Consider the following 23,223-nt stretch of genomic DNA (forward strand, 5'->3'; position numbering starts at 1 on the left):
AGCGTTGCGTGAGCGTGCGTGCCTCAACCATGTGTGTTCTTTCGCATACCAATCACGCTAGGAGCCCGGCGCGCGCACCACATCGGCCCACGGTCCACAGTTCGTGGCGGGCGCCCGGTACCCCAGTACTGGGTGCAGCCGGGCGGGCGGACCCGCCAGGCCGCTGGGCGCCGCCCCGCCGGCCCGGGTTGCGGGGAGGCTTCCCTCCGCGACCTCGCAGGAAGGGGATCTAGAATCGACCCCATGACTACCTCTGCCCGGCCCCCGCAGGACGCGTCCCAACCGCGGCGCCGCGACGCCCGGCAGAACCGGGAACGTCTCATCGACGAAGCCCGCAGCATGATCGCCGAGCACGGCGTCGACGCCTCGCTCGAAGAGATCGCCCGCCGCGCCGATGTGGGCGTTGCCACCCTCTACCGCAACTTTCCCACCCGCGACGACCTGGTCAGGGCCCTGTACGACATCGCCCTCGCCGAACTGTTCGCCGTGCGCGGTGAGATCGAGGCGGCACCGTCGGCCTGGGCGGGTGTGGTGCTCTACACCGAGCGCCTCGCCGAATGGCTGGTGGCCGACCCGTCGCTGCCGCCGATCCTCAAGCGGATGGCGACCATCGATCCCACGGCCCGGCCTTCTGTTGAGCTCGAGAGCTTCATCGCCGCCCTCGTGCTGCAGGCCAAGAAAGACGGCGAGTTGCGCCCGGATGTCGACTCGATGGACCTGGCCGTGCTCGTCACCATGATCGGGTCGCTGGGCACCCTCGGCGGTGGTTACACCGGCCAGTGGCGCCGGCAGCTCTCCCTCGTTCTCGACGGGCTGCGGATGCCGGAGAAGCCCCGACCCAAGCTGCCCGGGCGACCGCTGAGCGTCAAGGAGTTCCAGGCCACGGTGCACGGCCTCACCCGCCGCGCCAAACGCGCCGCCCGAGGCTCCCGCTCCGCTACCTGATCCACCCGCCCCGGTCGGGCCCATGCCCACTTGTGGCACGTGTTGGTGCCCGCGGCAGGTGTAGTGCCCCGCGGCCCGTGTCTCAACCCGTGCCGCCGCAGACAACCCGTGCCGCCGGATCGACGGAGTGCTGCGAGGTCCCCGCTACGCGGCGGTCAGCAGCCCGAGCAGCTCCCGGTACCGGGCCGCGGTCTGCGCCACGATCTCGGCGGGCAGCTCCGGCGGGGTGCCGGTCTGGTCCCAGTTCGCGGCCAACCAGTCGCGCACGATCTGCTTGTCGAAGCTGGCCATGCGCTCACTGGGGGTGGCACCGTCCAGCCATCGCGCCGCATCCCAGTACCGGCTGGAGTCGCTGGTGAGCACCTCGTCGCCGAGAGTCAGCAGACCGGTGGCGCGGTCGGCGCCGAACTCGAACTTGGTGTCGGCCAGGATCACGCCGGCGGTTTCCGCGATCACGGAGGCCCGGTTGAAGATCTCCAGCGATGCGTCCCGCAGCGCCGCGGCCACGTCGGCGCCCACGAGTTCCACGGTGCGCTCGAACGAGATGTTCTCGTCGTGCTCGCCCATCGGGGCCTTCCACGCCGGCGTATAGATCGGTTCGGGCAGCCTGTCGCCGTTCTGCAGGCCGTCGGGCAGCGGGATGCCGCAGACAGTCTGGCTGGCGACGTACTCGAGCCAGCCGGAGCCGGTGAGGTAGCCGCGCACGACGCACTCGATCGGGTACATGTCCAGGGTCTTGCAGAGCATCGCCCGGCCGGCGACGGCGGCGGGGATCAGGCTCGACGCATCAACCCGGTGGTCGGGTACGAGGTGGTTGGGCACACCGTCGAGCTGGTCGAACCACCACAGGCTCAGGGTGGTGAGCAGTTCGCCCTTGCCGGGGATGCCCGGTTCGAGGACGTGGTCAAACGCGCTCACCCGGTCGCTGGCCACGACGAGGACCCGGTCGGCGTCGGCCAGGCCGGTCGCACCGTCCGGTACGTACAGGTCGCGCACCTTGCCCGAGTAGACGTGCTGCCAGCCCGCCAGGGCCAGAGCGGCCATTAGTTCGCGACCTTGGCGGCGATGTCTCCGCGGTGCTGAGAACCCTCGAGCCCGATCAACCCGACGGCCTCGTAGGCGCGCGCGCGGGCCTCGGTGAAGTCGGCGCCAACGGCCACGACGCTGAGCACCCGGCCGCCGGTGGCGACCATCGCCGAACCGGCCAGGGCGGTCGCGGCGTGCGCGATGCTCACACCGGTCACGGTCGCGGCCTCGGCCAGCCCGGTGATCACGCGTCCGGTCACGGGGGTCTCCGGGTAGTTCTCGCTGGCGATCACCACGGTCACGGCGGCGTCGGTGGAGAACTCCGGGCGGGGCAGCCCGGCCAGTTCTCCGGTCGAGGCGGCCAGCAGCAGGCCGGACAGCGGCGTCACCAGGCGCGGCAGCACCACCTGGGTCTCCGGGTCGCCGAAGCGTGCGTTGAATTCGATTACCCGGATGCCGGCATCCGTGAGAATCAGCCCGCAGTAGAGCAGCCCGATGAACGGGGTGTCCTCGGCGGCGAGCCGGCGCACGGTGGGCAGCGCGATCGTCTTGATGACCTCGTCGACGAAAGCGGTCTCGCTGCCGAAGCCGGCATCGAGCCAGGGCAGAGGCGAGTAGGCGCCCATGCCGCCGGTGTTGGGGCCCTCGTCATTGTCGGCGAGGCGCTTGTAGTCCTGGGCGGGGGAGAGCGGCAGCACGGTGTGGCCGTCGCTGAGGAAGAAGAGGGACACCTCCTGGCCGGAGAGGAACTCTTCGACGAGCACGGCGCCGTGCTGCAACCAACGCACCGCGTGGGCGAGGGCGTCATCACGGTCGGTGGTGACGAGCACACCCTTGCCGGCGGCCAGGCCGTCGGCCTTCACCACGTAGGGAGCGCCGTACTCGTCGAGGGCGCCCTGCGCCTCGGCGAGGTTGCCCGCGCGCACGGCGCGGCCGGTGGGCACGCCGGCCTCGTCCATGATGCGCTTGGCGAAGGTCTTGCTGCCCTCGAGGGCGGCGGCGGCCTGGCCCGGGCCGAACACGGGGATACCGCGGGTGCGCAGGGCGTCGGCGACGCCGGCCACCAGCGGTGCCTCGGGCCCCACCACGACGAGGTCGATGTTGTGTTCCTGCGCGAAGTTCGTCACCACGTCTGAGTCGGTGGGATCAAGATCGACCACGGGTACGTCGGCGGCGATGCCGGCGTTGCCGGGGGCGGCGATCACGTGGGGTCGCGGCTCCTCACGCAGGAGGGCAGTGACGATGGCGTGCTCGCGGGCACCGGAACCGAGGACCAATATTCTCACCGGATCAGGCTACCCGGCGAACACGGTCGTGCGCACCCGAGCGCCTGCGGGGCGTCACAGAACCGTCAGGAGGCGGCAGACTGGGAGCATGGCACGCGCGAGGATCGATGACGGGTTGGGCAGAACCGCCGTGAAGGCGTACCTGGCCGACGAAGCGGGCGCGACCCGCGACACCCGAGCGCTCGCCGTGCGGTACACCCTGCAACTCCTCGCCGAGCAGGCCGAGGGCAACACCGTCGAGGTGCGGGTTCCCCCGTTCGGCGCCACCCAGTGCATCGCCGGCCCCCGGCACACCCGCGGCACCCCGCCCAACGTCGTCGAAACGGATGTCGCCACCTGGCTCGGCCTGGCCACCGGCACCCTGGCCTGGAGCGACGGTCTCGCCTCCGGCCGCATCCACGCCTCCGGGCAGCGCGCCGACCTCAGCGCGGAGCTGCCGCTGTACCCCTAGCCGCACCCTGTGCCCCGGTTCTGTTCCCCGTGCGGACACCTGCGTCCGGTGCACCGGGCGCAGAGGTCCGGATCGGCAACAGTTGCGGTGCGCGGCTCAGGCCAGGACGGCGCTGACCTCGGCCCGCGACGGCATCGAGCTGGTGGCGCCGTGCCTGGTCACCGAGATCGACGACGCCACGGTGGCCCAGCGCACGGCGTCGATCATCCGCTCCTCGGTGATGCCGGCGGCGGACACGGCGCCGGGCGACTGCACCGCAGCCAGTCGCGCCACCAGCGCGCCCACGAAGGTGTCGCCCGCGGCGGTCGTGTCCACGGCCGTGACCGGTCGGGCGGGTGCCAGCCCCAACACCGTGCCGTCGTAGGCGACGATGCATCCTTCGGCGCCGAGGGTCACGATCGCCCAGGTGCGGGCGTTACTGAGCACCTCGGCGGCGCGGGCCGGATCGCTCTCACCGGTGAGTTCGGCGGCCTCGATCTGGTTGGGCACGACCAGGTCCACCGACGCCAGGAAACCCGCCGGCAACTCAACGACGGGCGCGGGGGTGAGCACCGTGAAGACGCCGTTCGCCCGGGCGATCGTGATGGCCGCCGCCAGCGCCGCCACCGGAAGTTCGCACTGCATCACCAAGAACGAGGCCCGCTGAATCGTCGATTCCTGCTCCGCGGTCAGCGCGGTCACCGTGGCGTTGGCGCCGGACACCACGACGATCGAGTTCTCGCCGGAGTCCACGACAGAGATGTGCGCGGTGCCCGTCGGCGCCGATACCTCGGCCAGGCCGACCGCACCGATGCCCTCGCCGGCCACGAGGTCCCGCAGCTCGCGGCCGTAGCCGTCCGCGCCGATGGCGCCGATGAAATCGATGTCGCCGCCCTGCCGGGCCGCGGCCACGGCCTGGTTCAGGCCCTTGCCGCCGGGCACGGTGCTGAAGCCGGTGCCGAACATCGTCTCGCCGGGCTTCGGTAGGCGGGGCTGGCGCACCACGAGGTCCATGTTGGCGCTGCCGAGCACGGCGATCCGGTTGGTCCTGCTGAAATCGTTCACCGGCCCAGTCTGACGGATGCCGCGTGCGACAATAGAAGCGTGAGCTCCGCAGATCAGCACGACGACGCCGAGACGCGACAGCCCGGCAGCGTTCAGCCAGCCGCGATCCGGCCCGGCCCTGCCGTCGTCGCCGGAACCCCGGTACCCGTCGAACCCACCGAGACCGTCGTGTCGGAGGACACTCTCGTTGTGCGTCGGTCGCCCAGGTACACCAGCTTCATGATCGTCGGCGCCGTCGTCGGCGCCCTCCTGGCCCTGCTGCTCACCGTGATCTATCCGCGGAACGCCGACTTCGATCCGGCCCAGGTCTTCGGATTCCTGCTGCTGGGCGGCGTCGCGATCGGTGTCGCGGTCAGCTGCCTCGTCGCCATGGTGCTCGATCGAATCGTCGGTCGCTCCTCAACCACGGTCGTCGTCGATAGACTTGACGCGAACTCAACACGCGCCTTCGAGAATGCGGATCCTGGATCCGACCCCCAACCTTCCAACGAGAATTCCTAGTAAAGGGGCTGCGGCTTGCCCGGTGGCGACGGACGACTGAATCATGATCTTCTTCCTGGCGAGAAGGGTCCGCAGGATGCCTGTGGAGTCTTCGGCGTCTGGGCTCCGGGCGAAGAGGTAGCCAAGCTCAGCTACTTCGGCCTGTACGCCCTGCAGCACCGCGGCCAGGAATCGGCGGGTATCGCGACCAGCGACGGCTCGAAGATCCTCATCTACAAGGACATGGGCCTGGTCTCCCAGGTCTTCAACGAGGCCTCGCTCAGCACCCTGCTCGGCCATCTCGCGGTGGGGCACACCCGCTACTCCACGACCGGGTCGTCGAGCTGGCAGAACGCCCAGCCCACCCTCGGCCGCACCGCAGCCGGCACCGTCGCGCTCGGCCACAACGGCAACCTCACCAACACCGCCGAGCTCCTCGAGCTGGTGCGCGAGCGCTACCCCAAGGTTGACGGCGAACTGGCCCGCGGCAACACCACCGACACGGCGGTGATCACCGCCCTGCTCACCGGCGACCTCGACCACACCCTCGAAACCACCGCCATGGAGGTGCTCCCGCGCCTGCGCGGCGCCTTCTGCCTGGTCTTCATGGACGAAACCACCCTCTACGCCGCCCGCGACCCGCAGGGCGTGCGCCCGCTGGTGCTCGGCCGGCTCGAGCGCGGCTGGGTCGTCGCCTCCGAAACCGCCGCCCTCGACATCGTCGGCGCCAGCTTCGTGCGGGAGGTCGAACCCGGAGAGCTGATCACCATCGACGAGGACGGCCTGCGCAGCCAGCGATTCGCCCAGGTCAAGCGCGCCGGATGCGTGTTCGAGTACGTCTACCTCGCCCGGCCCGACACCACCATCGCCGGCCGCGGCGTGCACGAAGCCCGCGTCGAGATGGGCCGCCAGCTCGCCGCCGAGTATCCCGTCGAAGCCGACCTCGTCATCCCCACCCCCGAGTCCGGCACCCCCGCGGCAATCGGCTACGCCCAGGCATCCGGCATACCGTTCGGCCAGGGCCTGGTCAAGAACACCTACGTGGGGCGCACCTTCATCCAGCCGTCGGAAACCATCCGCCAGCGCGGCATCAAGCTCAAGCTCAACCCGCTCAAGGCCGTGATCAAGGGCAAGCGGTTGATCGTCGTCGACGACTCCATCGTGCGCGGCAACACCCAGCGCGCCCTGGTCAGCATGCTCCGCGAGGCCGGCGCCGCCGAGGTGCACGTGCGCATCTCCAGCCCGCCGATCACCTGGCCGTGCTTCTACGGCATCGACTTCGCCTCCCGTGCGGAACTCATCGCCACCGGCCTCGGCGTCGATGAGGTGCGGCAGGCCATCGGCGCCGACTCGCTCGGCTACCTCTCGGAGGACGGCATGATCGCCGCCACCGAGCAGCCGCGAGAGAGCCTGTGCACAGCCTGCTTCACCGGCGTGTACCCGATCAAGCTGCCCGAGACCCAGCACCTGGGCAAGAACCTCCTCGAGCGCGACTTCTCCACCTCCGACGGATGCGATCCAGGTCCCGACGCCGAGTTCGAGAGCGTGCTCACCCCTGACCCGGAGCGAGCCACCGTGCTCATCGAACACGGTCAGGTCCCGTTCGGCGATCCCGGAAGACCAGAATGAGCAACGCAAGCTACGCCGCCGCCGGAGTCGACACCCATGCGGGTGACCTCGCGGTGTCCCTGATGAAAACCGCCGTCTCGGCCACCCACGGTCCAGAGGTGCTCGGCGGCTTCGGCGGTTTCGCCGGTCTCTACGACGTGTCGTTCCTCACCGGCTTCACGCGCCCGCTGCTGGCCACCTCGACGGATGGCGTCGGCACCAAGGTCGCCATCGCCCAGGCGCTCGACAAGCACGACACCATCGGCCAGGACCTGGTGGGCATGGTCGTCGACGACATCATCGTCGTCGGCGCACGCCCCCTGTTCATGACCGACTACATCGCCTGCGGCAAGGTCGTCCCCGAGCGCATCGCGTCCATCGTCGAGGGCATCGCCAGGGCCTGCGCCGCCACCGGCACCGCCCTCGTCGGCGGGGAGACCGCCGAACACCCGGGCCTGCTCGGACCCGACGACTACGACGTGGCGGGAGCCGCGACGGGTGTCGTCGAGGCCGACCAGGTTCTCGGCGCCGAGCGCGTGCAGTCGGGCGACGTCGTCATCGCGATGGCCTCCTCCGGTCTGCACTCCAACGGTTTCTCCCTGGTGCGGCACATCCTCGCCCAGCGCGGCATCGGCTACACCGACACCTCCGCCGAGCTCGGCGGGGTCGTCGGTGAGGCGCTGCTCGAGCCCACCCGGCTCTACACCGGCCCGCTGCTCAGCGTGCTTTCCGACCCCGAACTGGCCGGCGTTGTGCACTCGCTCAGCCACGTCACCGGTGGCGGCATCGCCGCCAACCTGGCCCGGGTGCTGCCCGTGGGCAGCTGGGTCGAGGTCGACAGGTCCACCTGGTCACCTCCTGCGGTCTTCAGGGTGCTCGGCGACATGGCCGGCTCCACGCTGGAGAGCGCAGAAGGCACCTGGAACCTCGGCGTGGGCATGTTCGCCGTCGTCGCGGCACACGCCGCGTCATCCGTGATCGCCCGCCTGCAAAACGAAGGCATCCCGTCCTGGGTCGCCGGCCGAGTCTCGATGGCGCCGCACGACCTCACCGGCTTCGAGCAGGGAGCCAAGGGCGTCAACGGCGGGGCCGTTCGCCTGGTCGGCGGCTACGCCGCCTGACCCCGTCTCACCCGGCCGCCGGGCGCGACAACGGACCGCCCCGAGGCAACTGCCTGGGGGCGGAACCGACGCTGAGAGTTGCCCGGGAAGCGGTCGACGGGCGCGCCAACACGACAGCCGCGCACGAGAACGTGCGCGGCTGATCGAGAAACGGGCTAGGCGCGCTTCTTCTCGTCTTCGGTGTCGTAGTGGTCGACATAGTCGTCCGACTCGTCCGACGTCGTCTTGTTCGCTTCGTACTCCGGCCACTTGGCCAGGTCCTCGTCGAGCCGCGGGTCGGTCACCGGATGCCCGGTGAGCTCGCGTTCGAGCGCGTTGTAGTTGGTGTCCGGGCTGAAGTACTTCAGCTCGCGGGCAACCTTGGTGTGCTTTGCTTTTTGACGGCCGCGCCCCATGCGTGACCCCCTAACGATGCCAGGCCGGGTGAGTGATGAGTCACCCGGGAGTTGCCGAACGGAATAGTGAAATCTAGCCGCTAGTTTAGCATGGTGGGCCTCTCGCCCCGATGCCGCGGTTCCGCGGTCAGAACCCCAGGGAAGAGGACGCATGGTGAACGCCACGGCTGTGCCGGTGGTGATCATCGGTTCCGGCCAGGCCGGACTCTCCGTGGCGTACCACCTCAAGCGGTTCGGGCTCACGGCGGGGCGTGATTTCGTGATCTTCGACCGCGGTGCTGATGCCGGTGGCGCCTGGCAATACCGCTGGGAGTCCCTGCGCCTCGGCGCTGCTCACAGGGTCAACGACCTCCCCGGCCTGAACGAGCTCGGCCTGAGCTTCGAGAACGCCGACCGTTCCCGGCCCGCGCGGGACGTGGTGAGCGAGTACTACCGACGCTTCGAGGAGCATTTTGAACTCAACGTCGTGCGCCCGGTCTCGGTTCAATCGGTGTTCAACCGACGAGCCGACCTCGTCGTGCGCACAACGTCCCCGGTCTACGGCGAGCGGGAGACCCTCGCCGGCTTGCTCGTCAATGCCACCGGCACCTGGGGCGCACCGTTTGTGCCGCACTACCCGGGCGCCGGGCGGTTCGCCGGCCGCCAGCTGCACACCGCGGGCTTCAGGGATGCCGCCGAATTCGCCGGTCAGCGGGTCGTTGTGGTCGGTGGCGGCACCTCCGCGATCGGCTTCATGCTCGAGTTGGAGGGTGTCGCGGCGAGCCTGACCTGGGCCTCGCGTCGCCCGATCGATTGGGTGCACACCGAGCATCTTGATCTCGAGGGGGCATCGGCCGCGGTGGCCATGCAGGACGACGCCGCCCGCAATGGCCGCGCGCTGCCGAGCATCGTCAGCGGCACCGGCGTACCGGTCAGCCGACGCATCCAGGGCGGTATCGACAGGGGCACCCTGGTGGCGCGGCCGATGTTCGTCGGCCTGGAGCCGACCGGGGTGCGGTGGGCCGACGGCTCCGTCACCGAAGCGGACGCGATCATCTGGGCCACCGGGTTCCGGCCGGAGCTGCGCCACCTGGCACCGCTCAAGCTGCGCGATCAGGCGGGCGGGCTCGTGGTCGGCGCCGGCTCCTCCTGGACGGACCCGCGGATCTTCCTGGCCGGCTACGGGCCACAGGCCAGCACCATCGGCGCCCGACGGGCCGGCCGGACCATCGCTTGGCAGGTCTTCGCCCTGCTCTGACGCGTGCTTACTTGCGCTTGCGCCGGTTCGGGTTGACCGGCCGGGGCCGCGGTTTCATGGGCGGGCTGGCCGGGCTCGACTTGGGGCCGATATCCTCTGTCTGCACTGCGACGCTCGTCGTGTCCATGCCCGCCGGAGCTAGGGGCTTACGGGGGATCGGGTGCGAGCGCACGGGCTCACCGCGACGCTCCTGGCCGGGGATCGGTCGGGACCTGCGCCCGTAGATGAGCTCAGAGGAGTCCAGCAGCCACGGCACCAGCGCTATGGTCACGCCGTGCACGAGCATCAGCTTCTGGCGCAGTCGGCGGGCCTTGTGGTTGTGCAGCAGCGACTCCCACCAGTGCCCGACGATGTAGATCGGCGTGTACACGGTGACAACCTCGGAGCCGTACTCCTCGCGGCGGTCCTTGATGTAACAGATCAGCGGCCAGCTGATGTCGCGGTACGGCGACGCCACGATGTTCAGCGGCACCTGGATGTTCTGCTTGGCCCAGTCGATGATGAGGTCCTCGGTCTCCTCCTCGTCGATCGACACGTGCACGGCCTCCAGGCTCACGTGCCTGGCCGCGATGGCGTAGTCGAGGGCCTTGAGCACGGGCTTCTGCATCTTGCCCACGAGCACGATGGCGTGGTCGCCCTGCGAACCGAACGTTGTGATCGGGTCGACCTCGATCTCCTTGGCCACGTCGCGGTAGTACCGGTTCACGCCGATCATCAGCACGAACAGGATCGGCATCATCAGGAACACCAGCCAGGCGCCATGGGTGAACTTGGTGATCGTGACGACGATCAGCACCACGCCGGTGAGCGCGGCCCCGAAACCGTTGATCGAGAGGCTCCGGATGATCGAACCCCGGTTGGGCGGATCCGTCTTCAAGAGGGTCAGCCAGTGCTTCACCATGCCGGTCTGGCCGATGGTGAACGACACGAAAACGCCGATGATGTAGAGCTGGATCAGCACCGTGAGGTTGGCCTGGTAGATCACGATGATCACGATGGCGGCCAGAGCGAGCAGCACAACGCCGTTCGAGTAGATCAGTCGGTCGCCGCGGGTGCTCAGCGACTTGGGCGCGTAGGAGTCGCGGGCCAGCACGCTGCCGAGCAGCGGGAACCCGTTGAAGGCCGTGTTCGCGGCCAGCAGCAGGATCAGGGCCGTTGCACCCTGCAGGATGAAGAACATCAGCGAGTTGTTACCGAAGGTGGCCGCAGCGATCTGGGCGATCAGGCTGCGCTGGGGCTGGGTCTCGCACTCCGCCCAGCCGATCAGGTCGCAGGGGTTCTCCGCGTAGTGCACCTTGGAGAACAGCGCCAGCGCGGTGAGCCCCACGAACAGCACAATGGCGATGCCGCCCATCAGGGTCAGGGTGATCTGGGCGTTCTTGATCTTGGGGCGCTTGAAGGCCGGCACGCCGTTGGCGATGGCTTCTACGCCGGTCAGGGCGCTACATCCGCTGGCGAAGGAGCGCAGAAGTAGCAGGATGAACGCCGTCTGGGCGAGGTTGTGGGCCTCCACCTCGAATCCCGCCGACTCCGCGACCGGCGCGTCGCCCAGGGCCACACGGCCCAGGCCGACGACGATCATCAGCAGCACGCTGCCGATGAACAGGTAGGTGGGCAGAGCGAAGGCCTTGCTCGACTCGGCGACTCCCCGCAGGTTGACGGCGGCGAGCACGATGACAAAAAGCACGGCCAGTTCCACCCGTAGTGGTGCCAGCCCGGGCAGCGCCGAGATGATGTTGTCCACGCCGCTGGACACCGAGACCACGACGGTCATCACGTAGTCCACGAGCAGGGCGGATGCGACGACGAGGCCGGCCTTCTCGCCGAGGTTCTTGGAGGCGACTTCGTAGTCGCCACCACCGTTGGGATAGGCCTTGATGAGTTGCCGGTAGGAGGCCACCACCACCACCAGGAGCAGCACGACCACGGCCGCGACCCAGGGTGCGAAGCTCAGGAAGGCGAGCCCGCCGAGGGTCAGGATCATCAGCAGTTCCTGCGGAGCGTACGCGACGCTGGACAGCGGGTCGCTGGCGAAAATCGGCAGCGCCAGGTGCTTCGGAAGCAGCTGCCCGTCCAGGTGTTCGCTGGCGAGCGGTTCGCCGATTATCCACCGTTTCGGTGATCGGGCTTCGGGTGCTGGGGGGTTCCCCTCTGGTGTCACGAGGGACGACACTACTCCGATGCACCTCGCTGTCAAGTTGTCGGCACATTGACAGGATCAGCCGGGCGTTTTCGCAGCTGAAGTCCGGTCGGTCGTTCGCATCGTTCCGGCTGATGGGCCCGTAGTTCCGCACGCTGTGCCTGGAGAGTCCGGGCCTCCACCGTGCGTCCGGACTCTCCCAGCTGCCGCGCAGGTTACCGCGTGAGCGAGTCGCGGATGCTGGCGCGCACGGCGTCGAGCTGGCGCCGCAGTTCCGGCACGGTGTCGACCGGCATCGTCGAACGGTAGGCCTGGCGGCGCAGGTCGGCGCGCACCTGCTGCCGGAACTCGTTGAGCACCATGTCGGCCTCCCTCAGCGCCAGGTTCGCGTCGCCGGTGGGGCGGGCGTCCGCCGTGGACTTCGTCGGCTCTGGCGGCTTCTGGCGGGCGGCCGAGGCCAGGTCGGCGCGCAGGCTCTTCATGGCCTCGGTGACCCCCGTACGAACCTCGTCGGCGAGGCGACGCACCGAGTCGGTGACCTCGCTCTCGATATTGGCCAGGTCGTCGGCGCGGGCGGCGAGCTCGGCGCGGCCGGCGTCGGTGATCTCGTATACGGTCTTGCGGTCGCCGGCCGTCTTGGTGACCAGTCCCTCCTCCTCGAGCTTTGCCAGGCGCGGGTAGATGGTCCCGGCGCTCGGGCTGTAGGTGCCGCCGAAGCGGTCGCTCAGTGCCTGGATAAGCTCGTAACCGTGCCGAGGACGCTCGGCAAGCAGGCTCAGCAGGTAGAGGCGCAGGCTGCCGTGGGCGAAGATCGGGGTCATGATGACGCTCCGTCACCCGCGGTCTCGGTGCTGCCGGCCGTGCTGCCCGCGTCGTTGACGCCGGCGCCGTGGCGGCGGATGACCGAGATGTTTCCGGATACCGAGTTCGCGCGCAGGTCGAGCCAGGCACCGTCGAGGTTGCCGGTGCTGCCGTCGTACCCCTTGCCGAGGGTGCCGCGGATGGTCTGGTTGTCCAGCTGCAGGGTGCCGGAGACGGTGTTGATCTTGTAGCGGGTCGGCACGTCGGCGCCGATGCGCACGGTCAGGCTGCCGCTGACGAGGTTGGTGGAGACCTGGTCTGGTACGCCGTCGATATCGAGGAAGACAGCGCTCGTGACGCCGTCGACGGTGAACCGGCCGATGTCGCCGCTCGCGGTGACGTCGCCGGATACAGTGTGCGCCACGATGTTGCCGGTGTGATTGCGAACCGACATCTCCCCGTTCACGCCGTTGAGCTCGAGGTCGCCGATGATGTCGTCGACCACGAGGTCGCCGGAGACCGTGCTGAGCTTGGCGTCATTGCGCAGCCCCGTTACGAGGGCGTCAGCTGTGACGACGCCGAATTTCATGGCGACATCGCGGGGGACGGTGATGCTCACCTCGGCCTTGGCGCTGCCGCGGAAGGAGGCGAACACGTCGATGAAGTTGTCCCAGCGCAGCTGGGGGTGATCGATCTCGAGGGTGTCATCGACCACCGAGATCTTGAGGTCCTTGCCCGAGACGCTGTGCACCTCGATGCGCGCGCCCGGTTCGTCGCTGCCGATCACGTCCACTTTTCCACCGATCAGGCCCACTTTGAGCGAGCGAACCAGCTCAACATCGATGACCTTCGTCTGCCCGGGGGCGACGAGCCATTTTTCCTGCGTCATAGTCTTCTCCTTCGCGATATATCGCGTTCAATGCATCTCAAGATATATCGCGTCTTGACTCCCGGCAAGGCCCTCACGGCAAACCCGAAGGTAGTCCGGTCAGCCCGGTCAGCCCGGTCAGCCCGGTCAGCCCGGTCAGTAGGGGAAGATCGTCAGCCAGTCGCGGTTGTGGGCGTGCACCAGCACGAGGAACACCGCGAGGTCGAAGAGCAGGTGCACGCAGACCACGTAGGTCAGCGATTTCGTGATCGAGAAGGTGTAGCCCTGCAGCAGGGCGAAAGGGATCGTCAGCAGCGGCCCCCAGCTGCGGTAACCGAGTTCCCACAGGAACGAGACGAAGATCACCATCTGCAGGAGGTTCGCCGTCCAGAAGGAGAAGTGCCGCCTGAACAGGGCGAACACCGTGCAGATGAAGAACAGTTCGTCCCAGATGCCCACGAATCCCACGCCAACGAAGAGCCGGCCGAGCTCGTCGGGCGCGCTGATGCTCGGCCAATTCAAGTAGGCGCCGGAGCGGATGAAATAGCTCGGCAGAATGAGGTACCCCAGCAGCAGCACACCCACCAGGTACCAGCGTTCCAGAGTGGTCCAGCGCTGCCCGGTCTTGATCGGGAACCAGACCTGGCGGTCCCCGAAGGCGCGCCGTGAGATGAGGTACGGCACGGCCACCGCGGCCGAGAGCACCACCCCCATCAGTGCCATGTTGGAATAACTGATGTCGGCCTCGACCGAGATGGTGCTGATGATCAGGAGCCCGACCGCTATGAGGAGCAGGTCGCGGAACAGCGCCCGGTCCACCAGCACGGCCACGAGCAGGGCCGCCGCGAGCGTGGCGTAGCCGGGCAGCGGCATCCGCAGTGCGAACAACAGCACCGCCGAGGTCGAAATCAGTGCCGCCGCAAGCAGGCGAAGCGGCGCGTTCGCGGATGCCCGCTCCGGCGTCGCCGGAGCATCCACGGCGGCTTCGTCTCCCATCATGCAATTCTGGCCGAAACCACCGCCAGGGTAAACAGTGCTCCGCCGGGCCGCCGGGGGAGGCCCCCTGCCGGACCGGGCCATCGGGCACTAGGTTCGGTGAATGGCGACGAACCCTTCTCACGAGCCGGGCCCGACCGGCGCCCTCGAACCCGGCTCACTCGAGCCTGGTGACAACGGTCACCTGGATCCCGTCGTGCTGGCCGCCCGCCTCATCGCAATCGATTCCACCAACCCCGACCTCTACCCGGACGGCGCCGGCGAGGCCGAGATCGCCGACTGGTGCGCCCAGTGGCTGGCCGCGCGAGGTTTCGAGGTGCATCGGCTGGAGGAACGCACCGGCCGGCCGTCCATCGTCGGCATCAAGCGCGGCACCGGCGAGGGTGCCTCCCTGATGCTCAACGCCCACCTCGACACTGTCGGGGTCGACGGCTACGAGGGCGACCCGTTCTCCGGCGCCCGGCACTCCGACCGGGTGCACGGTCGCGGTGCCTTCGATACCAAGGGAGGCCTGGCCGCCGTCCTGGTCGCCGCGCACCGGGCCACCCTCACGCCGCTGGCCGGCGATCTGCTGGTGACGCTGGTGGCCGACGAAGAATTCGGCAGCCTGGGCACCGAGGAGGTGCTGCGGCGGTTCACCGCCGACGCGGCCATCGTCGTGGAGCCGAGCGAGCTCAGCCTCACCGTCTGCCACCGTGGTTTCGCCTGGTTCGAGCTCACCCTGCACGGGCGGGCGGCCCACGGGTCGATGCCCGGCCAGGGCGTCGACGCCATCCGGCATGCCGGCCTGGTGCTTCAGGGCCTCGATGAGCTCCGGGCCGGCATTGAGCAGAAACCCGCGCACCCGCTGCTCGGCCACGGCAGCGTCCGGGTCGCCACGATCACCGGCGGTACGGATGCCGCGACCGTCGCCGCGAGTGCCACCCTCACCATCGAGCGGCGCACGCTGCCCGGCGAGACCCCGGAGCGGATCGAGGCCGAGCTGCGGCGCCTCCTCGATCGCCTGGCCCGTGACACCGCCGACTTCCGCTACGACCTCACCCGTCTCGTCGCCCGCGGCGCATTCGAGGCCGATCCAAACTGGCCCATCGTGCGCCTGCTCGACGAGCAGGCCGAACGGGTGCTCGGCCACGCTGTCGTGCAGAGGGGCGAGCCGTTCTGGACCGACGCCGGCCTGGTCCGGGAGGCCGGCATCCAGTGCCTGCTGTTCGGGGTCGACGGCGCCGGAGCGCACGCCCGTGTCGAGTGGGCCACGGAGTCGTCGATCCATCAGGTCGCCGAGATCCTCGAAGACACCATCGTCGCATTCTGCGGTTGACATTGACGCAGCGTCAAGAATTATCCTGGACGTCGTCGGGCGGCCCGCCCGACGCCGCTACCGAAAGGAGCGCGACACAGGTGGACCACTCGATCCAGGACATCGCCCGGCTGGCCGGAACCACGAGCCGCACCCTGCGCCACTACGGCGCCGAGGGGCTGCTCCCACCGAGCCGGATCGCAGCCAACGGCTACCGCTACTACGACGACCGGGCGCTCGTGCGGCTGCAACGCATCCTGTTGCTGCGCGCGCTGGGCCTCGGGCTGCCGGCGATTCGTGGTGTGCTCGACCGCGAGACCGACGAAGCGGCGGCCCTGCGATCGCACCTCGGCTGGCTCGAGCAGGAACAACACAGGTTGCAGCGTCAGATCCGGTCGGTGCGAATCACCATCACAGCTTTGGAGAGAAAGGACCAGCTCATGGCAGAGGCGATGTTCGACGGCTTCGACCACACCACTCATAAGGAGTAGGTCGAACAGCGCTGGGGAGCCGACGCCTACGCCGGCGGCGACAGGTGGTGGCGGGGCATGAGCCCCGCGCAACGTGCCCAGTGGCAGGCGACGACCGCCGCGCTCCAGGCCGACTGGCAGGAGGCCGCCGCACGACAGATCGCCCCCGCCGGTGCCGAGGCGCAGGAATTAGCCAGGCGGCATGTGGAGTGGCTCGATGGTGTGCCCGGCATACCGCGAGAGAACGGCCACCCGGCCGCCGCCTACGTGCGCGGGCTCGGCGAGATGTACGTCGCCGACGACAGATTCGCGGCCCACTACGGCGGCCAGGCCGGGGCCGGCTTCGTGCGTGACGCCCTCGCGGCCTACCTGGACCGCACCCTCTAACGAGGCGGCGTCCATCCCGCGAGAGCGGGAAAGTGGTCGCTTCCGCCGGCCGAGGTCGCCACAGGGCCGTTTTCGCGAGCTACGCGGGATCGAACGCGGGGGTCGGCGCCTCACGACGGCTGCGGTCCCTGGCGAACAGAGGCAGCGTCCACTGACAGAGCGGCCCCACCAGGAGGGCGAACAGCACGGTGCCCACCCCGACGTTGCCGCCGAGCACCCAGCCGGTCGCGAGAACCAGCCCCTCGATGCCGGTGCGCACCGTCCAGATCGGCCAGCCGGTGCGGGCGTGCAGCCCGGTCATCAGGCCGTCGCGCGGACCGGGGCCGAGTCCCGCACCGATGTAGATACCCGAGGCGATGGCCAGCAGCAGCAACCCGGCGGCGAACAGCAACACTCGCAGCCACAGGGCGAGGTCTGCCGGCACTAGCCACAGGCCCACATCCGCCGCCGGGCCCACAAGCACAGCGTTCAGGACGGTGCCGATGCCCAACCGCTGCTTGAGCGGGATCCACAGCAGCAACACGATGCCGCTGATGATCGTGGTGATGACTCCGAAACCGAGGTGCAGTTGCCCGTCGATGCCCTGGGTCAGTACGTCCCACGGGGCCACCCCGATCGCGCCGCGCACGATCAACGCGATACCGATCCCATAAAGGAAGAGGCCAATGATGAGCTGAATCACACGACGGGTCATAAGAGTCAATCCAATTGCATCAGCACCCTGTCCTCAAGTAGCCAATTTGCCTAGAGTGGCTTCATGTCGTCGAACCAGCTCACCGCCCGCGGCCTGGAGTCATTGCTGGGCGACTGGCGCACGGCGGGCAGCGCCTACCGGGCGTTGGCCGACCGCATCCGCCTGCTCACCCTCGACGGCCGCATCCCCACCGATAGCCGGCTGCCCGCCGAACGCGACCTCGGCATCAGGCTGGGGCTCAGCCGCACCACGGTCACGGCCGCGTACCGGCAGCTGCGCGAGGCCGGTTATCTGCACAGTGTGCAGGGCTCCGGCAGTGTCGCCCGTCTGCCCGGGGTGACCGTCGTGGCGGATGCCGCGGTGCCGGCCGGCGTGCTCGATCTCGGCCAGGCGGTGCTGCCCGCCTGGCCCGGCCTCGCCGAGGTGGCCGCGCTCGCCGCGGCGGACCTGCCGGCGCACCTGACCGGCTCTGGCTTCGACCCCGTCGGCCTGCCCGAACTGCGCCGGGCCATCGCCGACCGCTACCGGGCCAGGGGGCTGCCCACCGAGCCCGAACAGATCATGGTCACCGTCGGCGCCCAGCACGCCATCGCCCTACTCGCGCGGGTGCTGATCAGCCGGGGCGACAGGGTCCTCGTCGAGACGCCGACCTACCCGCATGCCTACGAGGCGCTGCGGGCGGCCGGCGGTCGCCTGATGCCGGTGTCAGTCACCGCCGCGCTGCCCGGCGCGGACGCCGGCTGGGACGAGTCGGCGTTGTTGCAGACGATCCAGCGCAGCAATCCGGTGCTCGGCTACCTGATGCCCGACTTCCAGAATCCCACCGGGCAGACCATGCCCGTTGCCCAACGAGAACGGGTGCTGGCCGCGGCTGCCCGGCAGGGCACCGTGCTGATCAGCGACGAAACCATCGGCGAACTCGACATCGACCGGCCGGGGGAGTTCGGCCCGTTCGCCGCCTCGGCCGACCCCGACCGGCCCGACCTCGCCGTCACCGTCGGGTCGGTGGGTAAAACGGTCTGGGGCGGTCTGCGGGTGGGCTGGATCCGGGCCGACCCCGGCCTGATCCGCAAGCTGGCCGCGGCCCGGCTCGCCAACGATCTCGGCACCCCGGTGCTGGAGCAGCTCATCGTCACGCGGCTGCTGCGGGAGCTGCCCGAGATTCTCGAGTCCCGCCGGACGCTGTTGCGGGCGGGGCGGGACCGTCTCGTGACGGGTCTGAGCACGCGGTTTCCCGACTGGCAGGTGCCCCACGTGGACGGCGGCGTCACCCTGTGGGTCAACCTCGGCCGGCCGGTCAGCTCCCAGCTCGCCCTCGCGGCGCGCACCCAGGGGCTGCTGCTGCCGGCCGGCCCGCGCTTCGGCATCGACGGAGCGTTCGAGAGGTTCCTGCGCATCCCGTTCTGCTCCGGTCCCGACGAGATGCCGCGTGCCCTCGACGCCCTCGGGCTGGCCTGGGAGTCGCTGCTGCGGCATCCAATGCCCGACACCGGGTACCTCGCCGATGTGGTCTGACCGTAACCAGACCGTCACATCTCACGGCTGCCGGCCCCGCTGGTGGCTACTGTGCAATGGGATACTGATCGGGTGTATTTTCTCTCGGTCTTGAGCATGAAGAACCGGGCGCTCATCGCGCTCATCACCATCGTCGCGGCCGTTTTCGGCTCCCTCGCGCTGACCAGCCTCAAGCAGGAGCTGATCCCCTCCCTGCAGCTGCCGACGCTGCTGATCTCGACGAGCTACCCGGGTGCCTCGCCCGAGGTGGTCAACGATGACGTGTCCACGCCGATCGAGACCGCCATCCAGGGCATCGAGGGCCTGGAATCCACCTCCACCACCAGCAGCACCAACTCGTCGCTGGTCAACGCCACGTTCACCTACGGCACCGACCTGGTCAAGGCCGAATCCAAGATCAGCCAGGCCGTCAACCGCATCAAGACCACCCTGCCCGCCGACCTCGACCCCCAGGTGATCAGTGGCAGCATCGACGACTTCCCGGTGCTGTCGCTCGCCGTGTCCGGCGGCGACGCCGACACCATCGCCGACCAGCTCACCCGCGGCGTCCTCGGCGACATCCGCGACATCGACGGGGTGCGCGATGCCGCCCTCGTCGGCGACATCGGCCGGCGCGTCACCATCACGCCGGATGCCGCGGCCCTGGCCGCGCGCGGCCTCAGCGCGAGCGCCATCCGGGACGCTCTGCAGCAGAACGGGTCGCTCATCCCGGCCGGTTCCCTCACCGAGAACGACACCACCCTGTCTGTGCAGGCCGGCACCAAGCTCGGCTCCGCCGAGGAGATCGCCGCGCTGCCTCTGATCGCCGGCGCCGCAGCCGGCCTGTCGCCCGCGGCGGCCGGACCGGTCTCGATCGGCGACGTCGCCGCTGTCGCGGTGGTCGAGAACCCCGTCACCAGCATCTCCAGGGTCGACGGCGAACCAGCCCTCACCATCTCGGTGACCAAGGTGCCGGCCGCGAACACCGTCGACGTCTCGACCGCCGTGCGCGCCATCCTGCCGCAGCTCGAAGACGCCGTGCCCGGCACCACCATCACCGTGGTCTTCGACCAGGCCCCGTTCATCCAGGAGTCCATCGACGCGCTCACCCAGGAGGGCATCCTCGGCCTGGTCTTCGCGGTCCTGGTGATCCTGGTCTTCCTGTTGTCGGTGCGCGCCACCCTGGTCACCGCGATCTCCATCCCCACCTCGGTGCTCATCACGTTCATCGGCCTGCAGTCGGTGGGCTACTCGCTCAACATCCTCACGCTCGGCGCCCTCACCATCGCGATCGGCCGAGTCGTCGACGACTCCATCGTCGTCATCGAGAACATCAAACGGCACCTGGTCTGGGGCGCCGACCGCGCCGAGACCATCGTGCGCGCGGTCCGAGAAGTGGCCGGCGCCATCACCGCCTCCACCATCACCACCGTCACGGTATTCCTGCCGATCTCGTTCGTCGGCGGCTCCACGGGCGAGCTTTTCCGACCGTTCGCGCTCACGGTCACCATCGCCCTGCTCGCATCGCTGTTGGTCTCACTCACGATCGTTCCGGTGCTGGCCTACTGGTTCCTGCGCGCGCCGAAGCCCGCCGCCGCCGAGCCGTCCCCGGACGGTCAGGCAATCGCCGCGTCCGCCGCCATCAGCGCCGCGCCAGTCACCGCCCCGCCAGTCACAGCCATGCCAGTCGCAGCCGTGCCACTCACAGCCGCGCCGGTCAGCGCCGGGACCGCACCGGCCGCCGTCGCACCGACCACCTCGTCCACGCCGACCACCCGCAACCGGCACGCCGCGCCAGACGCCGACGGCTTCGACGAACGCGATGCCCGCGAACAGCCCAGTCGTCTGCAGCAGGGTTACCTGCCGGTCATCCACTGGACCCTCAGGCACTACGTGGCCACTCTCTTGCTCGCCGCACTGGTCCTGGTCGGCACCGTCGCCATGCTGCCCTTCATGAAGGTCAACTTCCTCGGCTCGACCGGCCAGTCCACCTTCCAGGTCAGCCAGGAGCTTCCGGTGGGCACCAGTCTCGCCGCCCAGGATGCCGCCTCCACCGCGGTCGAAGACGCCGTCCGCGCCGTCGACGGGGTGAGCATCGTGCAGGTTTCCATCGGTGGCGGCAGTGCGTTCGCGGCCTTCGCCGGTGGAGGGTCGTCCTCCAGCACCGTCACCTACTCGGTGACCACCGACGATTCCGCGGATGCCGACGCGGTCCAGGTCGAGGTGCGCGAGCAGCTCGACACCCTCGACGACGCCGGCGAGATCACGGTCTCGTCCGGGGGCGGCTTCGGCGGCTCGTCGGACATCGAAATCGACATCACGGCGGCGTCCGGCGCCGACCTGCAGACCGCATCCGACGATATTCTCGCGGTCGTCGGCGAGCTCGACTCCCTCACCCAGGCCAGCAGCAACCTCGCCGCCTCCCGCCCGTACGTGGCCGTGACCATCGACCGCAGTGCGGCGGCCGCCGCCGGGCTCAGCGAACTGGCCCTCGGCACGCTGGTGTCACAGGCGATGCAGCCCAGCACGATCGGCTCGATCGTGATCGACGAGGCCACCCTGTCGGTCTACCTGCAGTCGGGCTCGTCCCCGACCACCACGGCGGAGCTCGCCGCCCTGCAGATCCCCACTCTCGCGGGGCTGGTCCCGCTCGACAGCCTGGCCGCCGTGCAGCAGGTCGACGGACCGTCCACCCTCACCACCACCAAGGGGCTGCGCACCGCGACGATCTCGGCCACGCCCAACAGCGACGACCTCGGTACCGCCACCGCCCAGGTCACGACGGCCCTGGCCGACACCGAGCTGCCCACCGGCGCCACGGCGAGTCTCGGCGGCGTCTCGGCCGACCAGACTGACGCGTTCCAGCAGCTGGGCATCGCGATGCTCGTCGCCATCCTGATCGTCTACATCGTCATGGTCGCCACCTTCCGGTCGCTGTTGCAGCCGCTGCTCCTGCTGGTATCGGTGCCGTTCGCGGCGACAGGGGCGATCGCGTTGCAGGTGGTCACGGGCATCCCGCTCGGCGTCGCCTCATTGATCGGCGTGCTGATGCTCATCGGCATCGTCGTGACCAACGCCATCGTGCTCGTCGACCTGGTCAACCAGTACCGGCGCCGGGGGCAGAGCGTCTACGACGCCCTGGTGCACGGCGCGTCTCGCCGGTTGCGGCCGATTCTGATGACGGCGCTCGCCACCATCTTCGCCCTGTTGCCCATGGCCGTCGGGCTCACCGGACACGGCGGCTTCATCTCGCAGCCGCTGGCGCTCGTCGTCATCGGCGGCCTGGTGTCATCGACGGTGCTGACCCTGGTGGTGCTGCCGGTGTTGTACCTGGTGGTCGAGGGCGGCCGGGAGAGCCGTCGGATGCGACGTTCACTGCGCTGATCTAGCCGATCCCGAGTCCGATCCCGCGGTCGGTGAAGAAGGGGAGTGGGTCGAGAGCTATGGCGTCGACGCGCACCTCGAGGTGCAGGTGGCAGCCGGTGGAGGAGCCGGTGCTGCCCACTCCGGCGATCACCTGACCGGCCGTGACCCTCTGGCCGGCAGCCACGAGGGTGGCGTCGTCTGCGATGTGGGCATAACCGGTGGTCACCCCGTCGCCGTGGTCGATCAGCACCCAGTTGCCGTAGGTCCCGAATCGGCCCGTCTGGGCGACGATACCGTTGCTGGCGGCGTACACCGGGGAGCCGCACGCGGTGGCGAGGTCGGCACCCGAGTGGAACGGCAGAACGCCGGGTAACGGCAGCTCAGGTCGGGGGCCGAATCCGTCGGTAAGGCTTCCCACAGCAGGAGTGGCCCAACCCTGGTCACTCAGCCGGGCACCGAGGGTGCCGGCCAGCTGGCTGACCGCCTGAGTAGCGCGTTCCGCAGAGGCCTGGACGGAATCGGCCAGCGCCGCCTCGGCGTTCGTGCTGGCGGTTGCGAAGGCCGCGGTGGCCTGGCTCAGCGACACCTCCGCGGTCGCGAGGGCGTCCTGCTGCTCGGTGACGGTGAAAGCCAGCGCCGCCGTCTGCGCGGTCGCGAGGTCAGCCTGCAGGGTGGCCGCACGTTGGCTGTCCCGATCGACAAGCGCTCGGATCTCGCTCATATTGCCCGCCAGCATCGAGATCCGGTCGACGGTTCCCAGGCGGGAGAGCAGGTCCGCCGAGCCCCGATCGCTGAGCAAGGCGTCCAGTGCCGCCGTGCCGGAGCCCTCTTGCACCATCGTTCGCACCAGGTTGGCCATCGTGCGCGTCGATACCTCTGCGCGAAGTGCGGCCGCGTCGGCCAACACCCGAACCTCCTCGAGCCTGGTGAGGGCGGCGGTCTTATCGGCCATCGTCGCCGCGAGATCGAGTCTTGCGGCGTCGTAGGCCGACTGGGCGTTGGCGCGGGCGCTCTCCGCTGCCGCGAGAGCGGATGCTGCGCGGGCGGCATCGAGCGAGGGAGCCGCCACCGCGGTGCTCAGGGGCCTCGTCGCGCGGCCGGGCGAGCGTGGGGCCGG

At 69.3% G+C, this 23,223-nt stretch carries 19 protein-coding genes and 1 pseudogene; 10 read left to right on the forward strand and 10 right to left on the reverse strand.

The window, feature by feature from the left end:
- Positions 1-243 precede the first annotated feature (243 nt).
- Complete coding sequence (locus E3T19_RS16365; protein WP_088457383.1) at positions 244-945, forward strand: TetR/AcrR family transcriptional regulator; 702 nt, start codon at positions 244-246, stop codon at positions 943-945.
- Between the two features lie 144 nt (positions 946-1,089).
- Here E3T19_RS16365 and E3T19_RS16370 read toward each other — a convergent pair whose 3' ends face one another.
- Together E3T19_RS16370 and purD are read right to left on the reverse strand one after the other, a co-directional pair.
- The gene (locus E3T19_RS16370; RefSeq protein ID WP_088457382.1) at positions 1,090-1,989 is read right to left on the reverse strand and encodes a phosphoribosylaminoimidazolesuccinocarboxamide synthase; all 900 of its coding nucleotides are present in this window, start codon (positions 1,987-1,989) and stop codon (positions 1,090-1,092) included.
- Entirely contained in the window at positions 1,989-3,257 is a 1,269-nt protein-coding gene (purD, locus tag E3T19_RS16375) for a phosphoribosylamine--glycine ligase (RefSeq protein ID WP_134409367.1), read from the reverse strand. Before purD ends, E3T19_RS16370 begins: the two co-directional genes overlap by 1 nt.
- Before the next feature lie 88 nt (positions 3,258-3,345).
- On the opposite strand from purD, the gene E3T19_RS16380 reads away from it, so the two are divergent.
- Complete coding sequence (locus E3T19_RS16380; RefSeq protein WP_103459378.1) at positions 3,346-3,708, forward strand: sterol carrier family protein; 363 nt, start codon at positions 3,346-3,348, stop codon at positions 3,706-3,708.
- Positions 3,709-3,804: 96 nt separating this feature from the next.
- Here E3T19_RS16380 and E3T19_RS16385 read toward each other — a convergent pair whose 3' ends face one another.
- The gene (locus E3T19_RS16385; protein WP_240632276.1) at positions 3,805-4,752 is read right to left on the reverse strand and encodes a ribokinase; all 948 of its coding nucleotides are present in this window, start codon (positions 4,750-4,752) and stop codon (positions 3,805-3,807) included.
- A 39-nt stretch (positions 4,753-4,791) separates the two neighbouring features.
- Between E3T19_RS16385 and E3T19_RS16390 the strand changes: the two genes are divergently transcribed.
- Genes E3T19_RS16390 through purM form a run of 3 tightly spaced genes read left to right on the forward strand, consistent with a single transcriptional unit; the run spans position 4,792 to position 7,961 of the window.
- Positions 4,792-5,253: a hypothetical protein gene (locus E3T19_RS16390; protein ID WP_103459377.1), complete on the forward strand. Its 462-nt coding sequence runs from the start codon at positions 4,792-4,794 to the stop codon at positions 5,251-5,253.
- A gap of 15 nt (positions 5,254-5,268) precedes the next feature.
- Positions 5,269-6,861, forward strand: a complete 1,593-nt coding sequence (gene purF, locus E3T19_RS16395; protein ID WP_088457378.1) for an amidophosphoribosyltransferase — start codon at positions 5,269-5,271, stop codon at positions 6,859-6,861.
- On the forward strand, positions 6,858-7,961 hold the full coding sequence (purM, locus tag E3T19_RS16400; protein ID WP_088457377.1) for a phosphoribosylformylglycinamidine cyclo-ligase: 1,104 nt from the start codon (positions 6,858-6,860) through the stop codon (positions 7,959-7,961). Before purF ends, purM begins: the two co-directional genes overlap by 4 nt.
- Positions 7,962-8,116: 155 nt before the next feature.
- Here the strand turns inward: purM and E3T19_RS16405 are convergent, their stop codons facing one another.
- Complete coding sequence (locus E3T19_RS16405) at positions 8,117-8,356, reverse strand: DUF3073 domain-containing protein (RefSeq protein WP_088457376.1); 240 nt, start codon at positions 8,354-8,356, stop codon at positions 8,117-8,119.
- 151 nt (positions 8,357-8,507) lie between these two features.
- Here E3T19_RS16405 and E3T19_RS16410 point away from each other — a divergent pair, with 151 nt between their 5' ends.
- A complete protein-coding gene (locus tag E3T19_RS16410; protein WP_134409368.1) occupies positions 8,508-9,593 on the forward strand; it encodes an NAD(P)-binding domain-containing protein in 1,086 nt (361 codons plus the stop codon).
- A gap of 7 nt (positions 9,594-9,600) precedes the next feature.
- Here the strand turns inward: E3T19_RS16410 and E3T19_RS16415 are convergent, their stop codons facing one another.
- The 4 genes from E3T19_RS16415 to E3T19_RS16430 all read right to left on the reverse strand — a co-directional run bounded on the left by E3T19_RS16415 (position 9,601) and on the right by E3T19_RS16430 (position 14,398).
- On the reverse strand, positions 9,601-11,754 hold the full coding sequence (locus E3T19_RS16415; RefSeq protein ID WP_174776242.1) for an APC family permease: 2,154 nt from the start codon (positions 11,752-11,754) through the stop codon (positions 9,601-9,603).
- Between the two features lie 194 nt (positions 11,755-11,948).
- Positions 11,949-12,554: a PadR family transcriptional regulator gene (locus E3T19_RS16420; RefSeq protein ID WP_088457374.1), complete on the reverse strand. Its 606-nt coding sequence runs from the start codon at positions 12,552-12,554 to the stop codon at positions 11,949-11,951.
- Positions 12,551-13,423: a DUF4097 family beta strand repeat-containing protein gene (locus E3T19_RS16425; RefSeq protein ID WP_103478554.1), complete on the reverse strand. Its 873-nt coding sequence runs from the start codon at positions 13,421-13,423 to the stop codon at positions 12,551-12,553. The genes E3T19_RS16420 and E3T19_RS16425 overlap by 4 nt, the downstream gene beginning before the upstream one ends.
- Positions 13,424-13,558: 135 nt before the next feature.
- On the reverse strand, positions 13,559-14,398 hold the full coding sequence (locus E3T19_RS16430) for a CPBP family intramembrane glutamic endopeptidase (RefSeq protein ID WP_240632515.1): 840 nt from the start codon (positions 14,396-14,398) through the stop codon (positions 13,559-13,561).
- A 103-nt stretch (positions 14,399-14,501) separates the two neighbouring features.
- On the opposite strand from E3T19_RS16430, the gene E3T19_RS16435 reads away from it, so the two are divergent.
- Together E3T19_RS16435 and E3T19_RS16440 are read left to right on the forward strand one after the other, a co-directional pair.
- Positions 14,502-15,716: a M20/M25/M40 family metallo-hydrolase gene (locus tag E3T19_RS16435; RefSeq protein WP_134409369.1), complete on the forward strand. Its 1,215-nt coding sequence runs from the start codon at positions 14,502-14,504 to the stop codon at positions 15,714-15,716.
- A gap of 80 nt (positions 15,717-15,796) precedes the next feature.
- Positions 15,797-16,552, forward strand: a pseudogene (locus tag E3T19_RS16440) (MerR family transcriptional regulator).
- A gap of 79 nt (positions 16,553-16,631) precedes the next feature.
- Here the strand turns inward: E3T19_RS16440 and E3T19_RS16445 are convergent.
- Positions 16,632-17,246, reverse strand: a complete 615-nt coding sequence (locus E3T19_RS16445; RefSeq protein WP_088457370.1) for a YitT family protein — start codon at positions 17,244-17,246, stop codon at positions 16,632-16,634.
- A 63-nt stretch (positions 17,247-17,309) separates the two neighbouring features.
- Between E3T19_RS16445 and E3T19_RS16450 the strand changes: the two genes are divergently transcribed.
- The gene (locus E3T19_RS16450) at positions 17,310-18,761 is read left to right on the forward strand and encodes a PLP-dependent aminotransferase family protein (protein ID WP_134409370.1); all 1,452 of its coding nucleotides are present in this window, start codon (positions 17,310-17,312) and stop codon (positions 18,759-18,761) included.
- A 72-nt stretch (positions 18,762-18,833) separates the two neighbouring features.
- A complete protein-coding gene (locus E3T19_RS16455) occupies positions 18,834-22,124 on the forward strand; it encodes an efflux RND transporter permease subunit (protein ID WP_134409371.1) in 3,291 nt (1,096 codons plus the stop codon).
- 1 nt (position 22,125) lies between these two features.
- Here E3T19_RS16455 and E3T19_RS16460 read toward each other — a convergent pair whose 3' ends face one another.
- Positions 22,126-23,175: a M23 family metallopeptidase gene (locus tag E3T19_RS16460; protein ID WP_134409372.1), complete on the reverse strand. Its 1,050-nt coding sequence runs from the start codon at positions 23,173-23,175 to the stop codon at positions 22,126-22,128.
- Between the last annotated feature and the right edge of the window lie 48 nt (positions 23,176-23,223).

Origin of the sequence: Cryobacterium sp. TMT4-31, from assembly GCF_004403385.1 — a bacterium.
GTDB lineage: Bacteria > Actinomycetota > Actinomycetes > Actinomycetales > Microbacteriaceae > Cryobacterium > Cryobacterium zongtaii.

Bases quoted from the DNA above. Each gene is read 5' to 3' on its own strand.
- E3T19_RS16425 (WP_103478554.1), bottom strand. From the start codon at position 13,423: ATGACGCAGGAAAAATGGCTCGTCGCCCCCGGGCAGACGAAGGTCATC.
- E3T19_RS16450 (WP_134409370.1), top strand. From the start codon at position 17,310: ATGTCGTCGAACCAGCTCACCGCCCGCGGCCTGGAGTCATTGCTGGGC.
- E3T19_RS16435 (WP_134409369.1), top strand. From the start codon at position 14,502: ATGGCGACGAACCCTTCTCACGAGCCGGGCCCGACCGGCGCCCTCGAA.
- E3T19_RS16430 (WP_240632515.1), bottom strand. From the start codon at position 14,398: ATGGGAGACGAAGCCGCCGTGGATGCTCCGGCGACGCCGGAGCGGGCA.
- E3T19_RS16420 (WP_088457374.1), bottom strand. From the start codon at position 12,554: ATGACCCCGATCTTCGCCCACGGCAGCCTGCGCCTCTACCTGCTGAGC.
- E3T19_RS16380 (WP_103459378.1), top strand. From the start codon at position 3,346: ATGGCACGCGCGAGGATCGATGACGGGTTGGGCAGAACCGCCGTGAAG.
- E3T19_RS16410 (WP_134409368.1), top strand. From the start codon at position 8,508: ATGGTGAACGCCACGGCTGTGCCGGTGGTGATCATCGGTTCCGGCCAG.
- E3T19_RS16405 (WP_088457376.1), bottom strand. From the start codon at position 8,356: ATGGGGCGCGGCCGTCAAAAAGCAAAGCACACCAAGGTTGCCCGCGAG.
- E3T19_RS16445 (WP_088457370.1), bottom strand. From the start codon at position 17,246: ATGACCCGTCGTGTGATTCAGCTCATCATTGGCCTCTTCCTTTATGGG.
- E3T19_RS16370 (WP_088457382.1), bottom strand. From the start codon at position 1,989: ATGGCCGCTCTGGCCCTGGCGGGCTGGCAGCACGTCTACTCGGGCAAG.
- E3T19_RS16365 (WP_088457383.1), top strand. From the start codon at position 244: ATGACTACCTCTGCCCGGCCCCCGCAGGACGCGTCCCAACCGCGGCGC.
- purM (WP_088457377.1), top strand. From the start codon at position 6,858: ATGAGCAACGCAAGCTACGCCGCCGCCGGAGTCGACACCCATGCGGGT.